The sequence below is a fragment of the Sulfuriferula multivorans genome (assembly GCF_003851125.1).
GTDB classification, from domain to species: domain Bacteria; phylum Pseudomonadota; class Gammaproteobacteria; order Burkholderiales; family Sulfuriferulaceae; genus Sulfuriferula; species Sulfuriferula multivorans.
On the sequence record NZ_BGOW01000022.1, the window covers coordinates 1 to 20,609 of the forward strand.

Genomic DNA, 20,609 nt, shown 5'->3' on the forward strand with positions numbered 1-20,609 from the left:
TTCAGACGAACTTCTCACCGCAACTGCTTGCGCCACTGCCAGTGCCTCCAAGGAAAATATATGCAAAAAGATTCTAACCGAACAGTATTGAGACATGACCCCGAATTTCCTACTTCAACACTGGGTAGAGTTGCTGGGCGAAACTTAGACTGCTGCATAGATTGAGACCTTGAATCGGCGTTGTGCATCATAAAATGGCGTAAGGCTAAATGGACATGGTAAATAGGATCAGGAATGTAGCGAGCATGAACAAGTTGATATTTGTCACTTGTGGATGGCTTGTTTTGGGAATGCCTGTCCATGCAGCGAGTTTTGATTGCGACAAGGCACATTTCTCGATTGAGAAGATGATTTGTGCGGATGATGAGCTGTCAGACCTCGATGAAAGATTGGCTGAGACATACCAAGCGGCGCTGAAGCATGCTGCCAATCCGAATGCACTTAAGCAACGGCAACAAGGTTGGCTCAAAGACCTACGGCACTACTGCCAGACCTCCCAATGCCTAAAAGGTGCCTATTCCACGCGCATCACAGCACTGCTCAATGGTAATGGCGCAAAATTTTATGACACGCTAGCACTCAAGACTAAGCGGGAGGCGGACAAAGCCGCCAAAGTCCAGGCGATCTTGACACAACAACCCATGCGACCCCGCAAATTGGTGCAGGCGAAGAACCGGGCGTTTTGCGGCCAGTTTTACGAAGCCCTGCGTACAGCCAGCCCAACCATTAAATATGTTGAGCCCGTGCTTCGCACCGACGACCCTACACATCCGGGTCTTGGCGCATATCTCGCATGTGACGACTATCAACCTAAAGATGCTTATAAATATTTCATGATGAACGAACTGGGGCGTCGAGGATTCAGGCTCTATCGCCTTGACCTAGATGGGGATCCAAAAAACGGGTTGGAAGAGTATCTATATGGGCAAGAGCCGGAAAATACTTTCAACACCCTTGCGGCCCAGCTACTTAGCGTGAATTTCAAAAAATGTGATATTGATAACGTAGTGGCTGCCACACCCGAACATCCGCTAGACCCAACAGGGAATAATGGTTCGTCAGGAATAAATGCACTGACTCGTTACAACGGCCGATATTATTTCTATGACTTGGCGCATATACATATAGGTAGCCAAGGGGATTACTACAGCATTGCACTTACTGCCTATGACCAATATAAGCGATCGTTTATTCCGAACATATGTATTTGGGCAGTTCCTGACAACAAGTAACTCCTGGACTTCAGGTAAGGACTTTCAAAAGCCTAGATCAGATACTGTTTTGCATGCGCACATCCCACTCTACCCATCCGGATAAGCGTTTTGTGCATTTGGGTGAACCTTTCAGCCGCCGCATTTTCGTAACGCACGCTTTCTCCCACCCATGCTGGCTCGCTCGTCTCTCTCACCGCAGCGTTGAGTCAAGCACCAACACTGCCAACACCACAATACCCTTACAAAACCCCCGTGAATATTAGCGTTGCCTGATACCTGACGGGCGAGTAGAATTAGACTATTTCGCTCTAAATTTCGAGTTATCGCCAATGGACAGACAAAGCTGGCTGGAGGGTACCCTCTACCGCCCCGATTTCGAACAGGACAGTTGCGGCTTCGGCCTGATGGCTCAGCTGGATGACCAGCCCAGCCACTGGCTGGTGCAGACGGCGATTTCGTCGCTTGCCTGCCTGACGCATCGCGGCGCGGTGGCGGCGGACGGAAAATCCGGCGACGGCTGCGGCCTGTTGTTCAAGAAACCGGATGCATTCCTGCGCACCGTTGCCGCCGAATGCGGCTTTGATCTGGCCAGGCACTATGCCGCCGGTCTGGTGTTCCTGAATCAGGATGCGGCGCTTGCCGCCACTGCGCGCGACACCCTTACCCGCGAGCTGCAAGCTCAAGGGCTGAGCGTGGCGGGCTACCGTCAGCTTCCGGTGGATGTTTCAGTGTGCGGCGAATACGCGCTGGCGACGCTGCCGCATTTCGAGCAGGTGTTCGTCAACTGCCCGGATTCGGTGGATGCGGAAAGCTTCGAGCGCAAACTCTATATCGCACGGCGCCTTACCGAAAAAGCCCTGGCTGGCGACAAGGCATTCTATATCCCCACCTTGTCCGGCAAGGTAATTCTGTACAAGGGCCTGGTGATGCCCGCCGCGCTGCCGGTGTTCTACCCCGACCTCAGCGACGAGCGCTTTGCCTCTTCATTGGCGGTGTACCACCAGCGCTTTTCCACCAACACCTGGCCGGAATGGCGTCTGGCGCAGCCGTTCCGCTACCTCGCCCACAACGGCGAAATCAATACCGTGCAGGGCAACCGCAACTGGTCGCTGGCGCGCGAGCGCAAGTTCGCCACACCGCTGATCCCGAACATGGATGACGTACGCCCCATCGTCGCCAAAAACGGCTCCGATTCGTACAGCATGGACAACATGCTGGAAGGTCTGGTGATGGGTGGCGCGGGACTGTTCCGCTCGCTGCGCATGCTGATTCCGCCGGCCTGGCAGAACGTGCCGTCGATGGACGCCGATCTGCGCGCTTTTTACGAATACAACTCCATGCACATGGAACCGTGGGACGGCCCCGCCGGCGTGGTGCTGACCGACGGCCGCTACGGCGCCTGCCTGCTCGACCGCAACGGCCTGCGTCCGGCGCGTTATGTGGTTACCAAGGATCGCCATTTCACCATCGCCTCGGAAATCGGGGTGTGGAACTACCCGCCGGAAAACGTGGTGCAGAAAGGCCGCATCAAGCCCGGCCAGATGATTGCCGTCGACCTGGAAACCGGCCGCATCCTGCTGCCCGAGGATATCGAGACCGAACTGAAGTCTGCCCATCCGTACCGCGAATGGCTGAAAAACGCCCAGCGCCTGGAACTGGGCATGGAGCAGGACGCCAATTGTCCCGCCATGGACGCCCCCAGCCTGTCGGTATACCAGAAGCTGTTCAACGTCAGTTTCGAGGAACGCGACCAGATTCTGCGCGTGCTGGCCGAAGACGGCCAGGAAGCGGTCGGCTCGATGGGCGACGACACGCCGATGGCGGTGCTGTCGCAGAAAGTGCGTTCGCCGTTCGACTACCTGCGCCAGCAGTTCGCCCAGGTCACCAACCCGCCGATCGACCCGATCCGCGAAGCGATCGTGATGTCGCTCAATACCTGCTTTGGTCCCGAGCGCAACCTGTTCGAGGAGACGCCCCAGCATGCGCACCGGCTGGAAGTGGCGTCGCCGGTGCTGTCGCATGACGCCTTCACCTACCTCACCACACTCGCCGATCCGGAATACCGTTCCATCACGCTGGAACTGGGCTACGATCCGGCACGGACCAGCCTCAAGGCCGCGCTGGAAAAGCTCACCGCCGATGCCATTGCAGCTGTAAAGGCAGGCAATGTGATCCTGGTATTGTCCGACCGCAAGATTGGCAAAACCCTGCTGCCGATCCACTCATTGTTTGCCGTAGGTGCTGTGCACCATGCCCTGATCAGCGCGGGATTGCGTTGCGATTGCAATATCGTCGCGGAAACCGGCGCCGCACGCGACCCGCACCAGGTCGCCAGCCTGATCGGCTATGGCGCGACGGCCGTGTATCCGTATCTGGCCTACCAGGCGATTCTGGAAATGGTGAAAAGCGGTGAAATCGCGCTGCCGCCTGCCAAGGCGCTGGCCAACTACCGCAAGGGTACCGACAAGGGCCTGCTCAAGGTGCTGTCCAAAATGGGCATATCCACGGTGGCGAGCTATCGCGGCGCACAGTTGTTCGAGGGTGTCGGCATCCATGAGGAAGTGGTCGAGCTGTGCCTGAAAGACACGGTGTCGCGCATTTCCGGCGCCAACTTCGAGGACTTCGAGGAAGACCAGAAAAAGCTCGCCCGCCTCGCCTTCAACCCGATGCGCCCGATCGGCCCGGGCGGCCTGCTCAAATTCATTTTCGGCGAGGAGTTCCACGCCTACAACCCGGACGTGGTGATGCAGCTGCAAAATGCTGTGAAGTCCGGCGATTACGCAAAGTACAAGGAATATGCGGCGCTGGTAAACGGCCGTCAGGTCGCCATGCTGCGCGACCTGATGGGGTTGCGCGAAGACATACAGCCCATCCCGCTGGATGAAGTCGAGTCGGTGGAGAAAATCCTCAAGCGTTTCGACTCGGCCGGCATGTCGCTCGGCGCGCTCTCCCCCGAGGCGCACGAAGCGCTGGCGCAGGGCATGAACCGCATCGGCGGGCGTTCCAACTCCGGCGAAGGCGGCGAAGATCCGGTCCGCTACGGCACGCTGAAGATGTCCAAGATCAAGCAGGTCGCGTCCGGACGCTTCGGCGTAACCCCGCATTATCTGGTCAACGCAGAGGTATTGCAGATCAAGATCGCGCAGGGTGCCAAGCCCGGCGAAGGCGGCCAGCTGCCGGGCCATAAAGTATCGGAAATGATCGCCAAACTGCGCTGCGCCAAGCCCGGCATTTCGCTGATTTCGCCGCCGCCGCACCATGATATTTATTCCATCGAGGATCTGGCGCAGCTGATTTTCGACCTGAAGCAGGTCAACCCGCAGGCGCTGGTGTCGGTGAAGCTGGTGGCCGAACCCGGCGTCGGCACCGTGGCCGCCGGCGTGGCCAAGGCTTATGCCGACCTGATTACCATTTCCGGCTACGACGGCGGCACCGGCGCCTCGCCGCTGACCAGCGTGAAATACGCCGGCACGCCGTGGGAACTCGGGCTGACCGAAGCGCAACAGGTGTTGCGTGCCAACGGCCTGCGCGGACGCGTGCGGGTGCAGACCGACGGCGGCCTGAAAACCGGCTACGACGTGGTGAAAGCCGCCATTCTCGGCGCCGAGTCGTTTGGCTTCGGCACTGCGCCGATGATCGCGCTGGGCTGCAAATACCTGCGCATTTGCCATCTCAATAACTGCGCCACCGGTGTCGCCACCCAGGACGAGCGCCTGCGCAAACAACACTTTGTCGGTCTGCCTGAGATGGTGGTTAATTTCTTTACCTTTGTCGCGCAGGAAACACGCGAGTGGATGGCCAGGCTGGGCGTACGCACTATCGAAGAACTGATCGGCCGCAACGATCTGCTCAAGCTCTCGCAAGGCGACACGGCGCGTCAGGGCAGGCTCAATCTGCAAACCCTGCTCAGCCAGGGCAGCATCCCCGACAGCGAGCCGCGTTTCTGTGTAGCTCCCTCCAACCCGTCGTTCGACAAGGGCGAGCTGGCCGAACAAATGGTGATTGATGCAACCGAATGCATCCTGACCCAGATTCCGACCACGCTGGAATACACGGTGCGCAACGTCAACCGCTCCATCGGCGCACGCCTGTCCGGCGAAATCGCGCGGGCCCACGGCGCGGCCGGATTGCCCGCAGGTTGTCTGACGCTCAAGCTCAAAGGCTCGGCCGGGCAGAGTTTCGGCGTATGGAACCACAAAGGATTGCAACTGCTGCTGGAAGGCGACGCCAACGACTATGTGGGCAAGGGCATGGCCGGCGGACGCATTGCCATCCAGCCGCCGCACGGCTCCGGTTTCGTCGCACATGATGCGGTCATAATCGGCAATACCTGCCTGTACGGCGCCACTGGCGGCGAACTGTACGCTGCCGGCATGGCCGGCGAGCGTTTCGCAGTCCGCAATTCCGGCGCCAGCGCGGTCGTGGAAGGCGCGGGCGATCACTGCTGCGAATACATGACCGGCGGCTGCGTGCTGGTGCTTGGCGATACCGGCCTCAACTTCGGCGCAGGCATGACCGGCGGTTTCGCGATGGTCTACGATGCCAGCGACGCGTTCATGCATCGCTACAACAACGAGTTGATCGACATCCACCGCATCAATACCGAGACGACCGTGGAGTACCGCCATTTCCTCAGGCAGCGCATCGAGACTCACGTACTGCATACGGATAGCGCGCGCGGCCGCTGGATGCTGGAAAACTTCGCCGAAGTGGTGGCGCGTTTCTGGCTGGTGAAGCCGAAAGCGGTCACGCTGGATTCTCTGCTGAAAGATTAAAACGGCCCTGCGCCCACACTGGAATAGCCCATGTCTGACGTTTTTCAATTCATGAACATCCCGCGCCAGGACGGCGCCAAGACCCCCGCGGAAGTGCGCCGCGTGGAGTTCAAGGAAATCTATGCGCCAATGAACCCCACTCAGGCCGGCGAGCAGGCCGGGCGCTGCCTGGAATGCGGCAACCCGTATTGCGAGTGGAAATGCCCTGTGCACAACTACATACCCAACTGGCTCAAGCTGATCAACGAGGGCAAGCTGTTCGAGGCGGCGGAACTGTCGCACCAGACCAACTCGCTGCCCGAAGTATGCGGCCGCGTGTGCCCGCAGGACCGGCTCTGCGAAGGCGCCTGCACACTCAACAGCGACGGCTTCGGCGAGGCGGTGGGCGGCTTCGGCGCGGTGACCATCGGCCAGATCGAGAAATACATCTCCGAAGAAGCCTTCAAGGCCGGCTGGCGTCCCGACATGAGCCATGTCGTGAAGACCAGCAAACGCGTCGCCGTGATCGGCGCCGGCCCGGCGGGACTGGGCTGTGCCGATATCCTGGCACGCAATGGCGTCACCCCGGTGGTGTTCGACCGTTACGATGAAATCGGCGGCCTGCTGACCTTCGGCATCCCCGAATTCAAGATGGAAAAATGGGTCATGACGCGGCGCCGCGAAGTGCTCGAAGGCATGGGCGTGGAATTCCGCCTGGGCACGGAAGTCGGCAAAGACATCAGCATGCAGCAGTTGATGGACGAATACGATGCCGTGTTCATGGGCATGGGCACCTACACTTACATGAAGGGCGGTTTCCCCGGCGAAGACCTGCCCGGCGTGCTGGAAGCATTGCCATTCCTGATCTCCAACGTGAACCACCGCCTCGGCTTCGAAAAGCCGGGGGATGATTACCACTCCATGGCCGGTCAACGCGTGGTGGTGCTAGGCGGCGGCGATACGGCAATGGACTGCAACCGCACCAGCATCCGTCAGGGCGCGGCCTCCGTTACCTGCGCTTACCGCCGCGACGAGAAAAACATGCCCGGCTCCAAGCGCGAAGTCGTCAACGCCAAAGAGGAAGGCGTGCAATTCCTGTGGAACCGCCAGCCGGTGGAAATCGTCGGCGACGGCAAGGTGGAAGGCGTAAAGCTGGTCACCACCGAATTGGGACCGCCTGACGTGCGCGGTCGTCGCACCCCGGTCGTGGTGCCGGGCTCGGAGGAAGTTATCCCTGCCGACCGCGTCATTATCGCCTTCGGCTTCCGCCCCAATCCGCAGCCGTGGTTCACCGATTTCGGCATCACCACCGACCAGGGCGGCCGCGTGGTAGCCAAGGGTGGTCAGCACAAGTTCCAGACTGCCAACCCGAAAATATTTGCCGGCGGCGACATGGTACGCGGCTCCGACCTGGTGGTCACCGCAGTATTCGAGGGTCGCGAAGCTGCGGAAGGCATACTTGGCTATCTGGGTGTATGGTAAGCCTGCTTAAAACCTAAATTCGTTTGCCACGGAGGGCACAGAGAACACAGAGAAACGAAACGAGGATTTCCGGGTTTTCTCTGAGCCCTCTGTGATCTCTGTGGCTAACAACTCTTAAAGAAAAGCATCCATGCCCAAGCTGAAAAACGACACCTTCCTGCGCGCTCTGCTGCGTGAACCCGTGGACTACACGCCGGTATGGCTGATGCGCCAGGCCGGGCGCTACCTGCCGGAATACAACCAGACCCGCGCCCGTGCCGGAGATTTTCTGTCGCTGTGCAAGAACCCGGACCTCGCCACCGAAGTGACTATGCAACCGCTGGCGCGCTTTCCAGTGGATGCAGCAATCCTGTTTTCCGACATCCTCACCATTCCCGATGCGATGGGGCTGGGCTTGTATTTTGCCGAGGGCGAAGGCCCAAAATTCGAGCGTCCGCTGCGCGAGGAATGGGAAATCCGCGCGCTCACCGCGCCCGACCCGGTCGAACACCTGGGCTACGTGGTCGACGCGGTCAGACAGATCCGCCACGCGCTGGACAACAGCGTGCCGTTGATTGGTTTTTCCGGCAGCCCGTTCACGCTGGCGTGTTACATGATCGAAGGCCAGGGCGGCACCGACTTCGCCACCGTAAAGAAAATGCTGTATCAGCGGCCCGATCTGCTGCACCACATCCTTGCCACCAATGCGCGCGCAGTCACCGATTATTTAAATGCCCAGATCGAGGCCGGCGCGCAGGCCGTGATGATTTTCGATACCTGGGGCGGCGCGCTGTCGCATGCGGCATATCGCGAATTTTCACTGCGCTACATGACCGAGATCGTGTCCGGGTTGACGCGCGAGCATGAGGGCGCGAAAGTACCTGTCATCCTGTTCACCAAAGGCGGCGGGAACTGGCTGGAGGCCATGACCGCCACCGGTTGCGATGCGCTGGGCCTGGACTGGACTGTGGATATTGGCAGCGCACGGGCGCGGGTGGGCGACAAAGTCGCATTGCAAGGCAACCTCGACCCGGCCATCCTGCTCAGCGAGCCGGACATCGTACGCACCGAAGTTGGCAAGGTATTAGCCAGTTATGGTCGCGGCAACGGGCATGTATTCAATCTGGGTCATGGCATTTCCCAGTTCACCCCCCCGGAAAATGCAGCGGCTCTGGTACAGGCCGTGCATGAACTAAGCCGTCCTTACCATATTGGGTAAGGCTTTGATAAAAGGCATCATGCCAGTGCATACATTCGCAAAAAACAATATCAAAGAACACTTATGCACAATAATTGAGCATTTACGCTTATTTCTAGCCGCACTTGCTTGACTTACGACAAAAACACATATTGTATTGATTTTTAAATAAAATTTATATTGCCATTTTTTTACACTCGGCCTAAAAATCCTTTTGCGTCATCGCCTTTGCGGGCTTAATAGAACTTTTCCCACAAAGTTATCCACAGTTTGCGTGGATAACTTGTTTTAATCAGTGACGAGAATACCTTAGCGGCTAATTGCAGAATTCACCCGAGCAAACCGCACTATGTTGCCTATTACCCCCAGCGCCACTCCTATAGCCCAGATTGCGCTGGATATACCCGTATCCCGCTTATTCGATTACCTTGCTCCCGGGCTAACCCGGCAGGACATTGGTCTACGCGTACGCGTGCCTTTCGGACGCAAGGAAATGGTCGGCGTGGTCATGGGCCTGATCCCGGACAGTAGCCACGACAAACATAAATTAAAGCCGGTTCTGGAAATCTATCGTGATGCGCCGGCACTATCAACGGAGCTGCTGCGGCTACTGAATTTCTGCAGTGATTACTATCATTACCCGCTCGGTCCAACGGTGATGGCCGCATTGCCCACCACGCTGCGTCGCTCGCAACCAATACAAATCAAGCTTGCCCATGCCTGGCAACTCACCAGCGCCGGCTTGGCTCTGAGTGCCAACGATCTACCCAGCCACGCGCCTGCCCAGCGGGCACTGCTGGATACCATGCGCGACGGCTTGGCCCACACCGGCGCGACATTGACCGCAATCTGCAGGGGTTACCGCGGCATAGTAAAAACCTGGGTCGAGCGCGGCTGGGCAGCGCAGATCAATCTGCCCGCCAGATTGCATGCCCCTCCGGTAGCGGCTGATACCGCACCGCAACTCACACCCGCACAACAGGATGCGGTAACGCAGATCAACGCAGCATTTACGAAATATCAGGCATTCCTGCTGCATGGCATTACCGGCAGCGGCAAGACCGAGGTATATCTGCATCTGGTTGCGTCCGCACTGGATCGGGGCGGACAGGCATTGCTGCTGGTGCCGGAGATCAATCTCACGCCGCAGCTCACTGGCGTATTCCGCGCACGCTTTCCTCACATTGAAATTGCCACCCTGCATAGCGGCATGGCGGAAGGTGAACGCCTCGCGCACTGGTTGGCTGCCGCCGAAGGCCGCGCGCGTATCGTGCTGGGTACCCGGCTGGCCGTATTTGCCCCATTGCCGCACCTGGCGCTGATTATTGTGGACGAGGAGCATGACAGTTCTTTCCTCCAGCAGGATGGGCTACGTTATGCCGCACGCGACGTTGCGGTGGTACGCGCGCAGCAGCAGGGTGTGCCGGTGGTGCTCGGCTCGGCAACCCCTGCGCTGGAGAGCTGGTACAACGCACAGAATGGCCGCTATACACTCATCCGCCTGGACCAGCGCGCGATCGCCAACGCCCGCCTGCCCGCCATCAACCTGATCGACACGCGCAGCAGCAAACCCGAGGAAGGTTTGTCGGTCTCATTGCTGGCTGCCATTCGCTCCCGCCTCGCCGCAGGACAACAGAGTTTGATATTCGTTAATCGGCGCGGCTATTCCCCTGCGCTGATGTGTTTCGAGTGTGGCTGGGGCGCAGCATGCGCACGCTGTTCTGCGAAGCTGGTATTGCATCTGCGCGAGCGTCAACTGCGCTGCCACCATTGCGGCCATGTCGAACCCGTGGTGCACGCCTGCCCGGCATGCGGCAACATCGATCTCAAACCCGGCGGCTTTGGCACCCAGCGCATCGAAGATGCCCTCACCCGCCATTTTCCGGAAGCGCGCATCCTGCGGGTGGATCGCGACAGCACGCGCAAAAAAAACAGCTGGCCGGACATGCAGCGTGCCATACACAAGGGTGAAGCCGACATCCTGGTTGGCACACAGCTACTGGTCAAAGGGCATGACTTTCCCAAGCTCACGCTGGTGGGTGTCATCAATGCCGACAGTGCGCTATACAGTCCGGATTTTCGCGCTACCGAACGCCTGTTCGCGCAACTCATGCAAGTCGGCGGGCGTGCCGGACGCGCCAGCGATGCGGGCGAAGTATTGATCCAGACGCAATTCCCCGACCACCACCTGTATCGCCTGCTGCAACGGCATGACTATGCGGGGTTTGCCGCGAGCCTGCTGGCTGAACGCGCCGCTGCCGGGTTCCCGCCATTCGTGCACCAGGCCGTATTGCGCGCAGAAGCAGGCAAGCTCGATACCGCGCTGGCGTTTTTACGCCAGGCACAAGGCGCCGCACCACACATGGCAGGCATCACCCTGTTCGACCCGACGCAGGCAAGCATGGCGCGCAAAGCCGGGGTAGAACGCGCCCTGCTGCTGGTGCAGTCACCCACCCGCAAACCCCTGCAGACTTTTTTAAGCGCCTGGATGCTGCAACTGTATGCACTCAAGGCGAATAACGTACGCTGGAATCTGGACGTGGATCCACTGGAGATATGACTCCGGAAAAAGCAATTGAAGCCACCGAGAACACAGAGGCCACAGAGTGGGTGCGGGGTTTTGAAGAGAATTTTTTCTGATGAGTGAGCCCGGAAAAGCTATCAATATGTTGTTTTTACTCTGTGCTCTCCGTGGCCAAAAGCGTTTTCAGGATGATGCCTACACGGCCATGCAGGCAGGCAGCTATAATAGGCAACCTTTTTTGCAGACTGCATCATGAGCGCCCCTTACACCGAAATCAAACCGCACCTGGTCGACCTGTTCCGCGCTGCCATTGCTGCCGCACTCCCCGAGGCAGCCGATGCACCAGTAGAAATCGATCACCCGCGCGATGCAGCGCACGGCGACTACGCATGCAGCGTGGCGATGAAACTGGCCAAAACCCTGCGCCGCAACCCGCGCGAACTGGCGCTGATCATTCAGGCTGCGCTACCCGCCTCGCCGCTGGTGGATAAAACGGAAATTGCCGGTGCGGGTTTCATCAACGTGTTTTTGCGGCCGGCCGCTTACCAGCAGATCGTGCCGTACATCTTTGCCCGGGGTGACCGCTTTGGCGATGGGCGCAGCGGCCAGGGAAAACGGGTGCAGGTGGAATTCGTCTCAGCCAATCCGACTGGTCCGCTGCACGTCGGACACGGGCGCGGTGCGGCTTACGGCGCCAGCCTTGCCAATGTGCTGGCGGCTGCCGGATACGAGGTGGCGCGCGAATATTACGTCAATGACGCCGGGCGGCAGATGGATATTCTGGCGCTCTCTACCTGGCTGCGCTATCTCGAATTGTGCGGGATCCATGTGCCTTTCCCGGGCAATGCCTATCAGGGCGATTACGTGCGCGGCATGGCGCAAATGATATTCAATGCGCACGCCGACCGCTACGTACATGAACCGTGGCGCGTGCTGGATGGCGCACCTGATTTTGATACTGCACCCGATGCGCATCTGGATCAGCTGATTGCCAATGCCAAGACGTTGCTGGGCGCTGATTACGCCTATGTGCACGACCTGGTGCTCACCGAGCAACTGGGCGACTGCCGCAACGACCTGCTGGAATTCGGCGTCGAATTCGACCAGTGGTTCTCCGAGCAATCCCTGTATGACTCCGGCATCGTGCAGCGCACCTTGGCCCTGCTAGAAAAAAACGGGCATATCTATACCCAGGACGGCGCCAAGTGGTTCCGCTCCACTCACTTCGGCGATGAAAAAGATCGCGTGGTGCTGCGCGAAAATGGCCAGTACACCTATTTTGCTTCGGATATTGCCTACCATCTCAACAAGCTGGAGCGCGGCTTCGACTGGCTCATTGACGTGTGGGGTGCCGATCACCATGGCTATATTGCCCGCGTGACCGGCGCATTGCAGGCACTGGGGCTGGCTGCCGACAAGCTCAGCGTGGCGCTGGTGCAGTTCGCGGTGCTCTATCGCGACGGCCAGAAAGCGGCAATGTCCACCCGTTCGGGTGAATTCGTTACCCTGCGTGAGTTGCGGCGTGAAGTCGGCAACGACGCGGCACGCTTTTTCTATGTGTTGCGCAAGTCCGACCAGCACCTGGATTTCGACCTGGACCTGGCCAAATCGCAGACCAGTGACAACCCGGTGTACTACATTCAGTACGCGCATGCGCGCATCTGCAGCGTGCTCGCGCAATGGGGCGGCGACCCGGCATTACTGGCGGACATCGACTTTACGCCGCTCACCAATTCTTATGAAATCGATCTCCTGCATCGGCTTGCCGAATACCCTGGCGTAGTGGACATGGCGGCACGGGAACTCGCCCCGCACGCGATTGCCTATGCCCTGAAGGATATCGCGGGGGCCTTGCATGCCTATTACAATGCCGAACAGTTTCTGGTTGACGACAAAACCATGCGTCATGCACGGCTCGCCCTCATCACCGCTACGCGCCATGCGTTACGCCATGGCCTCGCTCTGCTGGGTGTAAACTGCCCGGACAAAATGTAACACCATCCGACAAGGACATTACTACCCCATGGCACGCGACTACAAATCCCGCCCCAGCGAGCAGAAAAAAGGCGGCTCGCTATTCTCCGGCATTCTTATCGGCCTGGTCTTCGGACTCGCCATAGCCATCGTGGTTGCAATGTGGGTGAACAAAAGCAACCCGTTCGCTCTGCGCGAAAAACCCGTCGTCAGCGAGACCAAGGATAAAACCGCAACCAATGCGCCAGCGGAGAATGCGCCCGCTGAAGAAAAACCCCGCTTCGATTTTTACAAGATTTTACCCGGCAACGAAGCGGCCATGAGCGACCAGGATCTGCACAAGAACCCGACTCCACCGGCCGGTGAAAGCTATTACCTGCAGGCCGGTGCATTCCCCAATAGCGCCGATGCGGACAACCTCAAGGCACGGCTGGCTTTGTTGGGTTACGAAGCTTCCATCCAGACTGCGGAAATCCCCGGCAAGGGCATCTGGCACCGGGTTCGCGTGGGTCCATTCAACAGCATGGATGAACTCGACAAGACGCGCACCGCGCTGGAACAAAACCAGATCAAAACCCATCTGATACGGGTCAAGAACGCAACCGCGAATACGCAGTCGAATTCAGCACCGTAACCAATAGGAGAAGACGATGTCCCTGATGCGCAAATTTTTGTTGATGATTACCCTGTTAGGCATGGGTGCGTTTCCATTGGCACATGCCGATTCGGCGCATCCGGTGGAAGGCAAGGATTATCAGGTAGTCAGTCCGGAACTCAACACCGACAGCGGCAAAAAAATAGAGGTGGCGGAGTTTTTCTGGTATCGCTGTCCGCACTGCTTTCATCTTGAGCCGGCACTCAACGCCTGGATTAAGAAACTGCCCAAAGACGTAGCCATACGCCGCATTCCGGCAGTACTGAACGAGTCCTGGCTGCCGCTGGCAAAAACCTATTACACCTTGGAGCTGCTGGGTAAAATACCGGCGCTGCATGACGACGTATTCAACGCCATTCACGTAGAGGGCATCGATCTCAACAATCCGGACATACTGTTCAACTGGGCAGCAAAACAAGGCATCAACCGCAAGACCTTTGTGGATACCTATAATTCCTTCGACGTACAAAGCAAGGCAATGCGCGCCAACCAGCTTACACGCGACTCCAAAATCAATGGCGTGCCGGCATTTATAGTGGCGGGCAAATATTCCACCTCGGTATCGATGACCGGCAGCGAGGATGCTTTATTCAAGACTCTCGACAGCCTGATTGCCAAAGCGCGTAAAGAACAGTCGAAGCAGGCCCGGCACGCGCCCGCAAAAAAACATTAAGCACCCACCGCTTAGACAATGGCCGCCCTGCGCGTTTTCATTACTGGCGCGTCGAGCGGTCTGGGTGCAGCCCTTGCCCGTCACTATGCTCTACAGGGCGCGCAGCTTGGGCTGGTAGCGCGGAGCGCGGACAGGCTCGCTGCGCTTGCCAAAGAATTTCCCGGCTGCGTCATCTATACACTGGACGTGCGTGAGCAAGCTGCCATGCAGGCCGCCGCGGCCGATTTTATCGCGCGTTTTGGCGTGCCGGATGTGGTCATCGCCGCAGCCGGCATCAGCGTTGGCACACTCACCGAACACGCCGCGGATCTTGAGGTATTTCAAGCCGTCATGGACACCAATGTAATCGGCATGGTGACCACCTTCCAGCCTTTCGTCGCCGCCATGCGCCATGCGCGCAGCGGGGTGCTGGCGGGTATCGCCAGCGTGGCCGGCATTCGCGGTCTGCCCGGCGGCGCAGCCTATTCCGCGTCCAAGGCGGCAGTCATTTCCTACCTGGAATCGCTACGGGTGGAACTCCACAACAGCGGTGTCGCCGTGTCTACGGTCAGCCCCGGTTACATCGTCACGCCTATGACTGCGGTGAATCCATATCCCATGCCCTTTATTCTGCAAGCCGATGTGGCGGCCGCAAAAATTGCCCGCGCCATCACGCAGCGGCGGCGCTATGTCACCTTGCCCTGGCAAATGGCGCTGGTCGCATGGACGCTGGGTTTGCTGCCGCGTGTGCTCTATGATCGCCTGTTCTGCCGCGCCCCCCGCAAGCCGCGCAATCTGCCGCTGTGAATCTCATTGAATTGATGGTTACAATGTGCACGTATAACATTCGATTCAAACCGGCTTGGAGGCCGCTACCATGACCATTTCCATCCTGCTGATAGACGATCACCCGCTCACCCGCCTGGGTATTGCTCGCTCCCTGGAAAACACCCCGGGAATGCAGGTCAATGCACAATGCGCGGATATCAAAAGCACGCGCGAATGGCTGGCAAGCACAGGCAGTCAAGCCGACATCGCCTTGCTGGATCGCATTTTGCCCGACGGTGATGGCCTCAGCCTGGTGCAGGAATTAAAAAAACGCGGCATTCGCACGGTGATGCTCACCATGGCCGGGGAGGATTTCGAGATCAGCGAAGCGATTGAGGCCGGGGTGGATGGCTATATCCTGAAAAGCGCCGATCCGGAGCAGCTCATCAACGCGATTCAATCCGTGGCACAGGGCAACAGCATGTTCCCCTCCCACATCATGCAAAAACTGGCCCGCGGTGAGCTCAAGCAGGACGTGTTCAGCAAGTTGTCGCAACGCGAGCGCGAGATCGTCGAACTGGTCGCCCAGGGGCTCTCCAACAAGGCCATCAGCAGCCGCCTGGATTTGTCCGAAAACACGGTCCGCAACCATCTCTCCAACATCATGGAAAAACTGGGCATGCAAAATCGCGTTCAAGTTGCCACCAGCGCGTTGAAACATACCCGCATCACCGACAAAAGCTGAACTTCCAGCGCCTCGCTGTACCAGATTGAAGGACTACGAGGAACCACGATTCACGCATGGATTACACTGCACCCTATCTTGAACGCACCCTGAAACGCATGGCGGCCGAAACCGAGGTTGCCGATCCGGCACTGATCAAGCGCCTGTTTTTTCATCTTCGCCCCGGTCCGTCTGAACCCAACGAGCGTGCCGCGACGCATCTGGCCGACCTGCTGGGACTGATCGAGCGCAATGCCGGTTACGTAGAAGCATTGCGCTTTCATCTGCTGGGGCTATTGCTGGCGAAAAAATCCGGCAACCTGCTGCGCGACAGCGGGATACTGCCGCGCCGTGGCGTCGGTACCGAGCTGTCGCGCCGCATTGGCTTCAAATTGCTGCCGCCTGTTGCCGATCCCGATTCGCTGCGTGACTGGCTGGACGAGACATTGACCGCGCGCGACACGGAATGGATAGCCGCCATGGATGTACAGCTCTGGTACCGGCTGCTGCATGCGCTCAATCTGGACACGCTGGATGAAGCATCCACCGCCGCACTGCGGCAAATGCTGCTGGACGCCATCAACGGCCTGTCACACCGTATCGCGGCCGAAGGGCTCGACCCCGAACTGTTGCGTATTGAGCCTGAACTGGAAGAATACGCCTCGCCCTTCCTGGCGCAGCATGAAGAAATCTACGCACTGCTTCAATCCAGCCTGGCAGCCGATTCAGCCACGCTCGATATTAGTCAGGCCGCGGTACTGCTGGATCAATGCGAAGCGGTTCTGGAACGTATCCAGCGTCGTGCGGTTAGCGTCGGCACCAGCGTCAACCTGACCCTGTTAAGCAATCGCCTGCACCAGCAGATTGCACGCATGCGCAGCCTGCTCGAACTGCTCCAGGCGGATTCCATGGCGGCGCGCGTGCCGATTCTGACTGCGCTGTTTGTGACCTTCACCGTCACCGCCAACGAACGTTATAGCGTGCGCAATCTGATATCTGCCACCACCGGCAGGCTGGCCTACCAGATCACCCAGCATGCGGGACGCACCGGGCAGCACTACATTGCCGATAACCGCAGCGAATTGATGGGCATGTTCCGCTCTGCCGCCGGTGCCGGAATCATCGTCGCCGTGATGGCGCTGCTCAAGGTGCTGATCGTCAAATCGCACCTGGTGCCCCTGCAGGAGGCATTGCTGGTGAGCCTGAATTACGCACTGGGCTTTGTGCTGGTGTTTGTGCTGCATTTCACCATTGCTACCAAGCAGCCGGCGATGACCGCCAGTCTGATAGCACACACCATCGCCCGGGCGCGCAGCGCCAAGGACCAGGACCAGGTCCTGTCCAGTTTTGTCACCAGCGTGTTCACCAGCCAGTCTGCGACGATTGCCGGCAACCTGTTCCTGGCGTTCATCACCGCCGCATTGATTGGCAGCGGCCTCACCCATTTTTTCGGAGCACAGCCTGTGGATGCGCACAAGGCGGTGCGTCTGCTGGCCGAGATCTCCCCGATGGCGCCGATGAACCTGGTTTACGCCGGTATCGCCGGGGTAGGACTTTTTTTATCCGGGATTGTCAGTGGTTATTACGACAACAAAAGCGTGTATAACCGCATCCCGGAACGCCTGGCATCACTCAGCTGGCCCGCTTACCTGGTGACCCGGCGCGGCTGGAAGGCAATCGCCGCATACGTTGGCGACCATCCCGGCGGTATTGCCGGCAATCTCTTTTTCGGTTTTTATCTGGGCATGGTGTCCGCGTTTGGAAATCTTTCCGGGCTGCCGCTGGATATCCGTCACATCTCATTCAGCTCGGCCAATTTCGCCTACGGCTGGCAAGCACTGGGCTGGAATCTGCCCTGGTCAACCGTCGCCCTGTCTGCCGCCGGCGTATTGCTGATCGGGCTGGTCAATCTGATGGTGAGTTTTTCCCTGGCATTCTATCTGGCGTTACGTGCCGCCAATCTGCCTGCAACAGAAGCGGTGCCCTTGTTAAAGCGTACCCTGCTCGCCATGCTGTTTGCTCCCTGGCGTATGCTCAGGCAACAAAAACCGGCATGAACGGGGCCATACCCATCGACCGCACCCAGGTTGCGGTAGCAGTTATCACCCGGGCAGACGGAACATTCCTGCTGGCCAGCCGCCCGCCGGGCAAACCCTACGCAGGTTATTGGGAATTCCCTGGTGGTAAAGTCGAACCCGGTGAAACCGTGCATGCTGCGCTGGTACGCGAGTTGCACGAAGAACTTGGCATCGAGGTGACCCATGCCACGCCGTGGCTTACGCGTTACTTCGACTATCCACACGCACACGTTACCTTGTTATTTTTTCTCGTCAGCGGCTGGCACGGTGAACCGCATGCCAAAGAAGGCCAGACCCTGGCCTGGCAGACCCCCGGGGCGATCAACGTCGCCCCGGTGCTGCCTGCCAACCACCCGGTTTTTGCGGCGCTCGCGTTACCGGCAGTTTATGGCATTACCCAGGCGGGCAGCGATCCGACCGGGTTCATGACGCGCCTGGATAATGCACTGGAAAGCGGCCTCAGGCTGATCCAGATTCGCGAAAAATCCATGCCCGCCGCCACACTGGAAACATTTGCCCGCGATGTACTGGCGCGCGCCCAAGCCCATCAGGCGCAGGTGCTGCTCAATGCCGATGTGGCGTTGGCACAACGTATCGGCGCCCACGGTGTACAACTCAATGCTACTCAACTGGGTGAGCTGAGCCGCCGCCCTGATCTGCCGCTGGTGGCGGCTTCCTGCCACAATGTTGCCGAACTCGATCGCGCCGAAGCACTGGGCTGTGATTTCGCCCTGCTCTCACCCGTGCTGCCCACGCCCAGCCACCCCGGTGCACCGGTACTGGGCTGGGGCAATTTCGCTGCGCTCTGCGCTGGTCGCACCCTGCCAATTTACGCGCTAGGGGGCCTCAGCAGTACCGATCTGGACAGCGCTCGCCAGCACGGCGCACATGGCGTGGCGCTATTGCGCGGTGCCTGGCAATGAAATTCGGCGCCGGTCTGGTCAGCATGTTTAGCCGCAACCGGCGTTACCTGCTGGGTTACGCCGCACTGATCGGTTTGATGCTGGCGCTGATTGCAACCGAGCTCTACCATGTGCTGCCGCATGACGAGAACATAGCGCAAACAGTATCCTGCCCCGATCTGACCAGGATGTGCCGGTTCGAAGTCGCCGGCAAACCGGTCGAGCTGCGCTTTACCGCTCCGCCTTCCGGCCTGCATCCCTTTACCCTGCAATTGCATGCAGCGGACGCGCACGAAATCTATGCCAGTTTTATCATGCGCAGCATGGACATGGGGTTTAACCGTTATCATTTGCAGCCCAACGGGGTGGGCAACTGGCAGGCACAGGTGCTGCTCCCTGTATGCGTAACCGGACGACGCGACTGGGTGTTGACGCTCACCATCGACGGTAAACAAGTGGAAATTCCGTTCCAGGGATGAAACGTGATCCACAGGTTTGTCATCAATACGTCATTGTTCCGCGCCGACCTGACGCTATAATCACGGGAACTATCAGAAAGAGGTATCTCGACCATGGTCCAAGAACACACGTACAAACAATTCGATGCCGATCTCGAAAACATTCGCTCCAGTGTTTTGCAAATGGGCGGCCTGGTCGAAGAGCAGATATCCAACGCCATCGAAGCGCTGATCAACGCCGATCTGGAACTGGCCGAGCTGGTCATCAACAACGATCACCAGGTCAACGGACTGGAAGTCGCGCTGGATGAAGACTGCACCCAGTTCATCGCGCGCCGTCAGCCCACCGCATCCGACCTGCGCATGGTGATGACAGTGGTCAAAACCATTACCGACCTGGAGCGTATCGGCGACGAAGCCGCCAAGATCGCGCGCATGGCGCGGCGCATTCATGCATCTGATCGCATTACCCAACCACGCTTCAACGAGATCAAATACATGTCCAGCGTGGTGCTGGAAATGCTGCGCCGCGCGCTGGATGGCTTTGCGCGCCTGGATGTATCCAGCGCCGCCGACATCGTGCGTCAGGACATGCAGGTAGACGAAGAATTCCGTCTGGTGCTACGCCACCTCATTACTTTCATGATGGAAGACCCGCGCACCATCTCGGTTTTCATCGACATCATGTTCGTCGCCAAGGCCATCGAGCGCATGGGCGATCACGCCAAGAACATGTCCGAGTACGTGGTATACATGGTCAAGGGCAAGGACGTGCGCCACACTACCGTTGAAGAGATCGAACGCGTCGCACAACGTTAATCGCGTTAATCGCGCTTCAATAAAAAAGGCAGCTTGGGCTGCCTTTTTTATTGGACGGTGCGCTTGCCGCCAGACTGCGTTCGTCTCGCTGACCTCGTCCCTTCTCGGTTCGAACAGGTATTTCTGCCTTGTTGTAAGCAAAATGCAAGCTATATTCCATATACTCAGTATGGATATTCGGCAGGGAAATGCCATTCGTTTTTTTTCAGGGGACAAGGGGAGCGTCATGTTAAAAAAATTGCTTATAAAAATCCGCAGGATCGACCAGGTAGCCACTTGGTTCATCGTGTCGATTCTATCGTTCGCTTCAGTCAACGCACATGCCGTGCCCTCTTTCGCACGACAGACCGGCCAAAACTGCGTCGCCTGCCATGCCGGGGGACAATTTCCCGAACTTACCCCCTACGGGCGCCTGTTCAAACTCACTG

14 protein-coding genes and 1 pseudogene are annotated in these 20,609 nt (G+C 58.5%); all 15 read left to right on the forward strand.

The window, feature by feature from the left end; translation table 11 throughout:
* Positions 1-245: 245 nt before the first annotated feature.
* Complete coding sequence (locus EI185_RS12180) at positions 246-1,232, forward strand: lysozyme inhibitor LprI family protein (protein ID WP_189836395.1); 987 nt, start codon at positions 246-248, stop codon at positions 1,230-1,232.
* Between the two features lie 311 nt (positions 1,233-1,543).
* The gene (gltB, locus tag EI185_RS12185) at positions 1,544-5,989 is read left to right on the forward strand and encodes a glutamate synthase large subunit (RefSeq protein WP_124705435.1); all 4,446 of its coding nucleotides are present in this window, start codon (positions 1,544-1,546) and stop codon (positions 5,987-5,989) included.
* A 30-nt stretch (positions 5,990-6,019) separates the two neighbouring features.
* Complete coding sequence (locus EI185_RS12190; RefSeq protein WP_124705436.1) at positions 6,020-7,450, forward strand: glutamate synthase small subunit GltD family protein; 1,431 nt, start codon at positions 6,020-6,022, stop codon at positions 7,448-7,450.
* A 130-nt stretch (positions 7,451-7,580) separates the two neighbouring features.
* On the forward strand, positions 7,581-8,648 hold the full coding sequence (gene hemE / locus EI185_RS12195; RefSeq protein WP_124705437.1) for a uroporphyrinogen decarboxylase: 1,068 nt from the start codon (positions 7,581-7,583) through the stop codon (positions 8,646-8,648).
* A gap of 328 nt (positions 8,649-8,976) precedes the next feature.
* Positions 8,977-11,187, forward strand: a complete 2,211-nt coding sequence (locus EI185_RS12200) for a primosomal protein N' (protein ID WP_124705438.1) — start codon at positions 8,977-8,979, stop codon at positions 11,185-11,187.
* A gap of 216 nt (positions 11,188-11,403) precedes the next feature.
* Complete coding sequence (gene argS / locus EI185_RS12205; RefSeq protein ID WP_124705439.1) at positions 11,404-13,146, forward strand: arginine--tRNA ligase; 1,743 nt, start codon at positions 11,404-11,406, stop codon at positions 13,144-13,146.
* Between the two features lie 28 nt (positions 13,147-13,174).
* Positions 13,175-13,759 carry an SPOR domain-containing protein gene (locus EI185_RS12210; RefSeq protein ID WP_124705440.1) on the forward strand — a complete coding sequence of 195 codons (585 nt, stop codon included), beginning with the start codon at positions 13,175-13,177 and terminating at the stop codon, positions 13,757-13,759.
* Between the two features lie 16 nt (positions 13,760-13,775).
* Positions 13,776-14,453, forward strand: coding sequence for a thiol:disulfide interchange protein DsbA/DsbL (locus EI185_RS12215; RefSeq protein WP_124705441.1), 678 nt, complete (start codon positions 13,776-13,778; stop codon positions 14,451-14,453).
* A gap of 18 nt (positions 14,454-14,471) precedes the next feature.
* Positions 14,472-15,239, forward strand: a complete 768-nt coding sequence (locus EI185_RS12220; RefSeq protein WP_124705442.1) for an SDR family oxidoreductase — start codon at positions 14,472-14,474, stop codon at positions 15,237-15,239.
* A gap of 70 nt (positions 15,240-15,309) precedes the next feature.
* Positions 15,310-15,945, forward strand: coding sequence for a LuxR C-terminal-related transcriptional regulator (locus EI185_RS12225; protein WP_124705443.1), 636 nt, complete (start codon positions 15,310-15,312; stop codon positions 15,943-15,945).
* A 56-nt stretch (positions 15,946-16,001) separates the two neighbouring features.
* Entirely contained in the window at positions 16,002-17,981 is a 1,980-nt protein-coding gene (locus EI185_RS12230; protein ID WP_124705444.1) for a site-specific recombinase, read from the forward strand.
* The gene (locus EI185_RS12235; RefSeq protein ID WP_124705445.1) at positions 17,978-18,925 is read left to right on the forward strand and encodes a Nudix family hydrolase; all 948 of its coding nucleotides are present in this window, start codon (positions 17,978-17,980) and stop codon (positions 18,923-18,925) included. Before EI185_RS12230 ends, EI185_RS12235 begins: the two co-directional genes overlap by 4 nt.
* Positions 18,922-19,383: a hypothetical protein gene (locus EI185_RS12240; protein ID WP_124705446.1), complete on the forward strand. Its 462-nt coding sequence runs from the start codon at positions 18,922-18,924 to the stop codon at positions 19,381-19,383. Before EI185_RS12235 ends, EI185_RS12240 begins: the two co-directional genes overlap by 4 nt.
* Before the next feature lie 93 nt (positions 19,384-19,476).
* The gene (gene phoU / locus EI185_RS12245) at positions 19,477-20,181 is read left to right on the forward strand and encodes a phosphate signaling complex protein PhoU (RefSeq protein WP_124705447.1); all 705 of its coding nucleotides are present in this window, start codon (positions 19,477-19,479) and stop codon (positions 20,179-20,181) included.
* A 226-nt stretch (positions 20,182-20,407) separates the two neighbouring features.
* Positions 20,408-20,609: pseudogene (locus tag EI185_RS12250) on the forward strand (hypothetical protein); the annotation flags it as partial.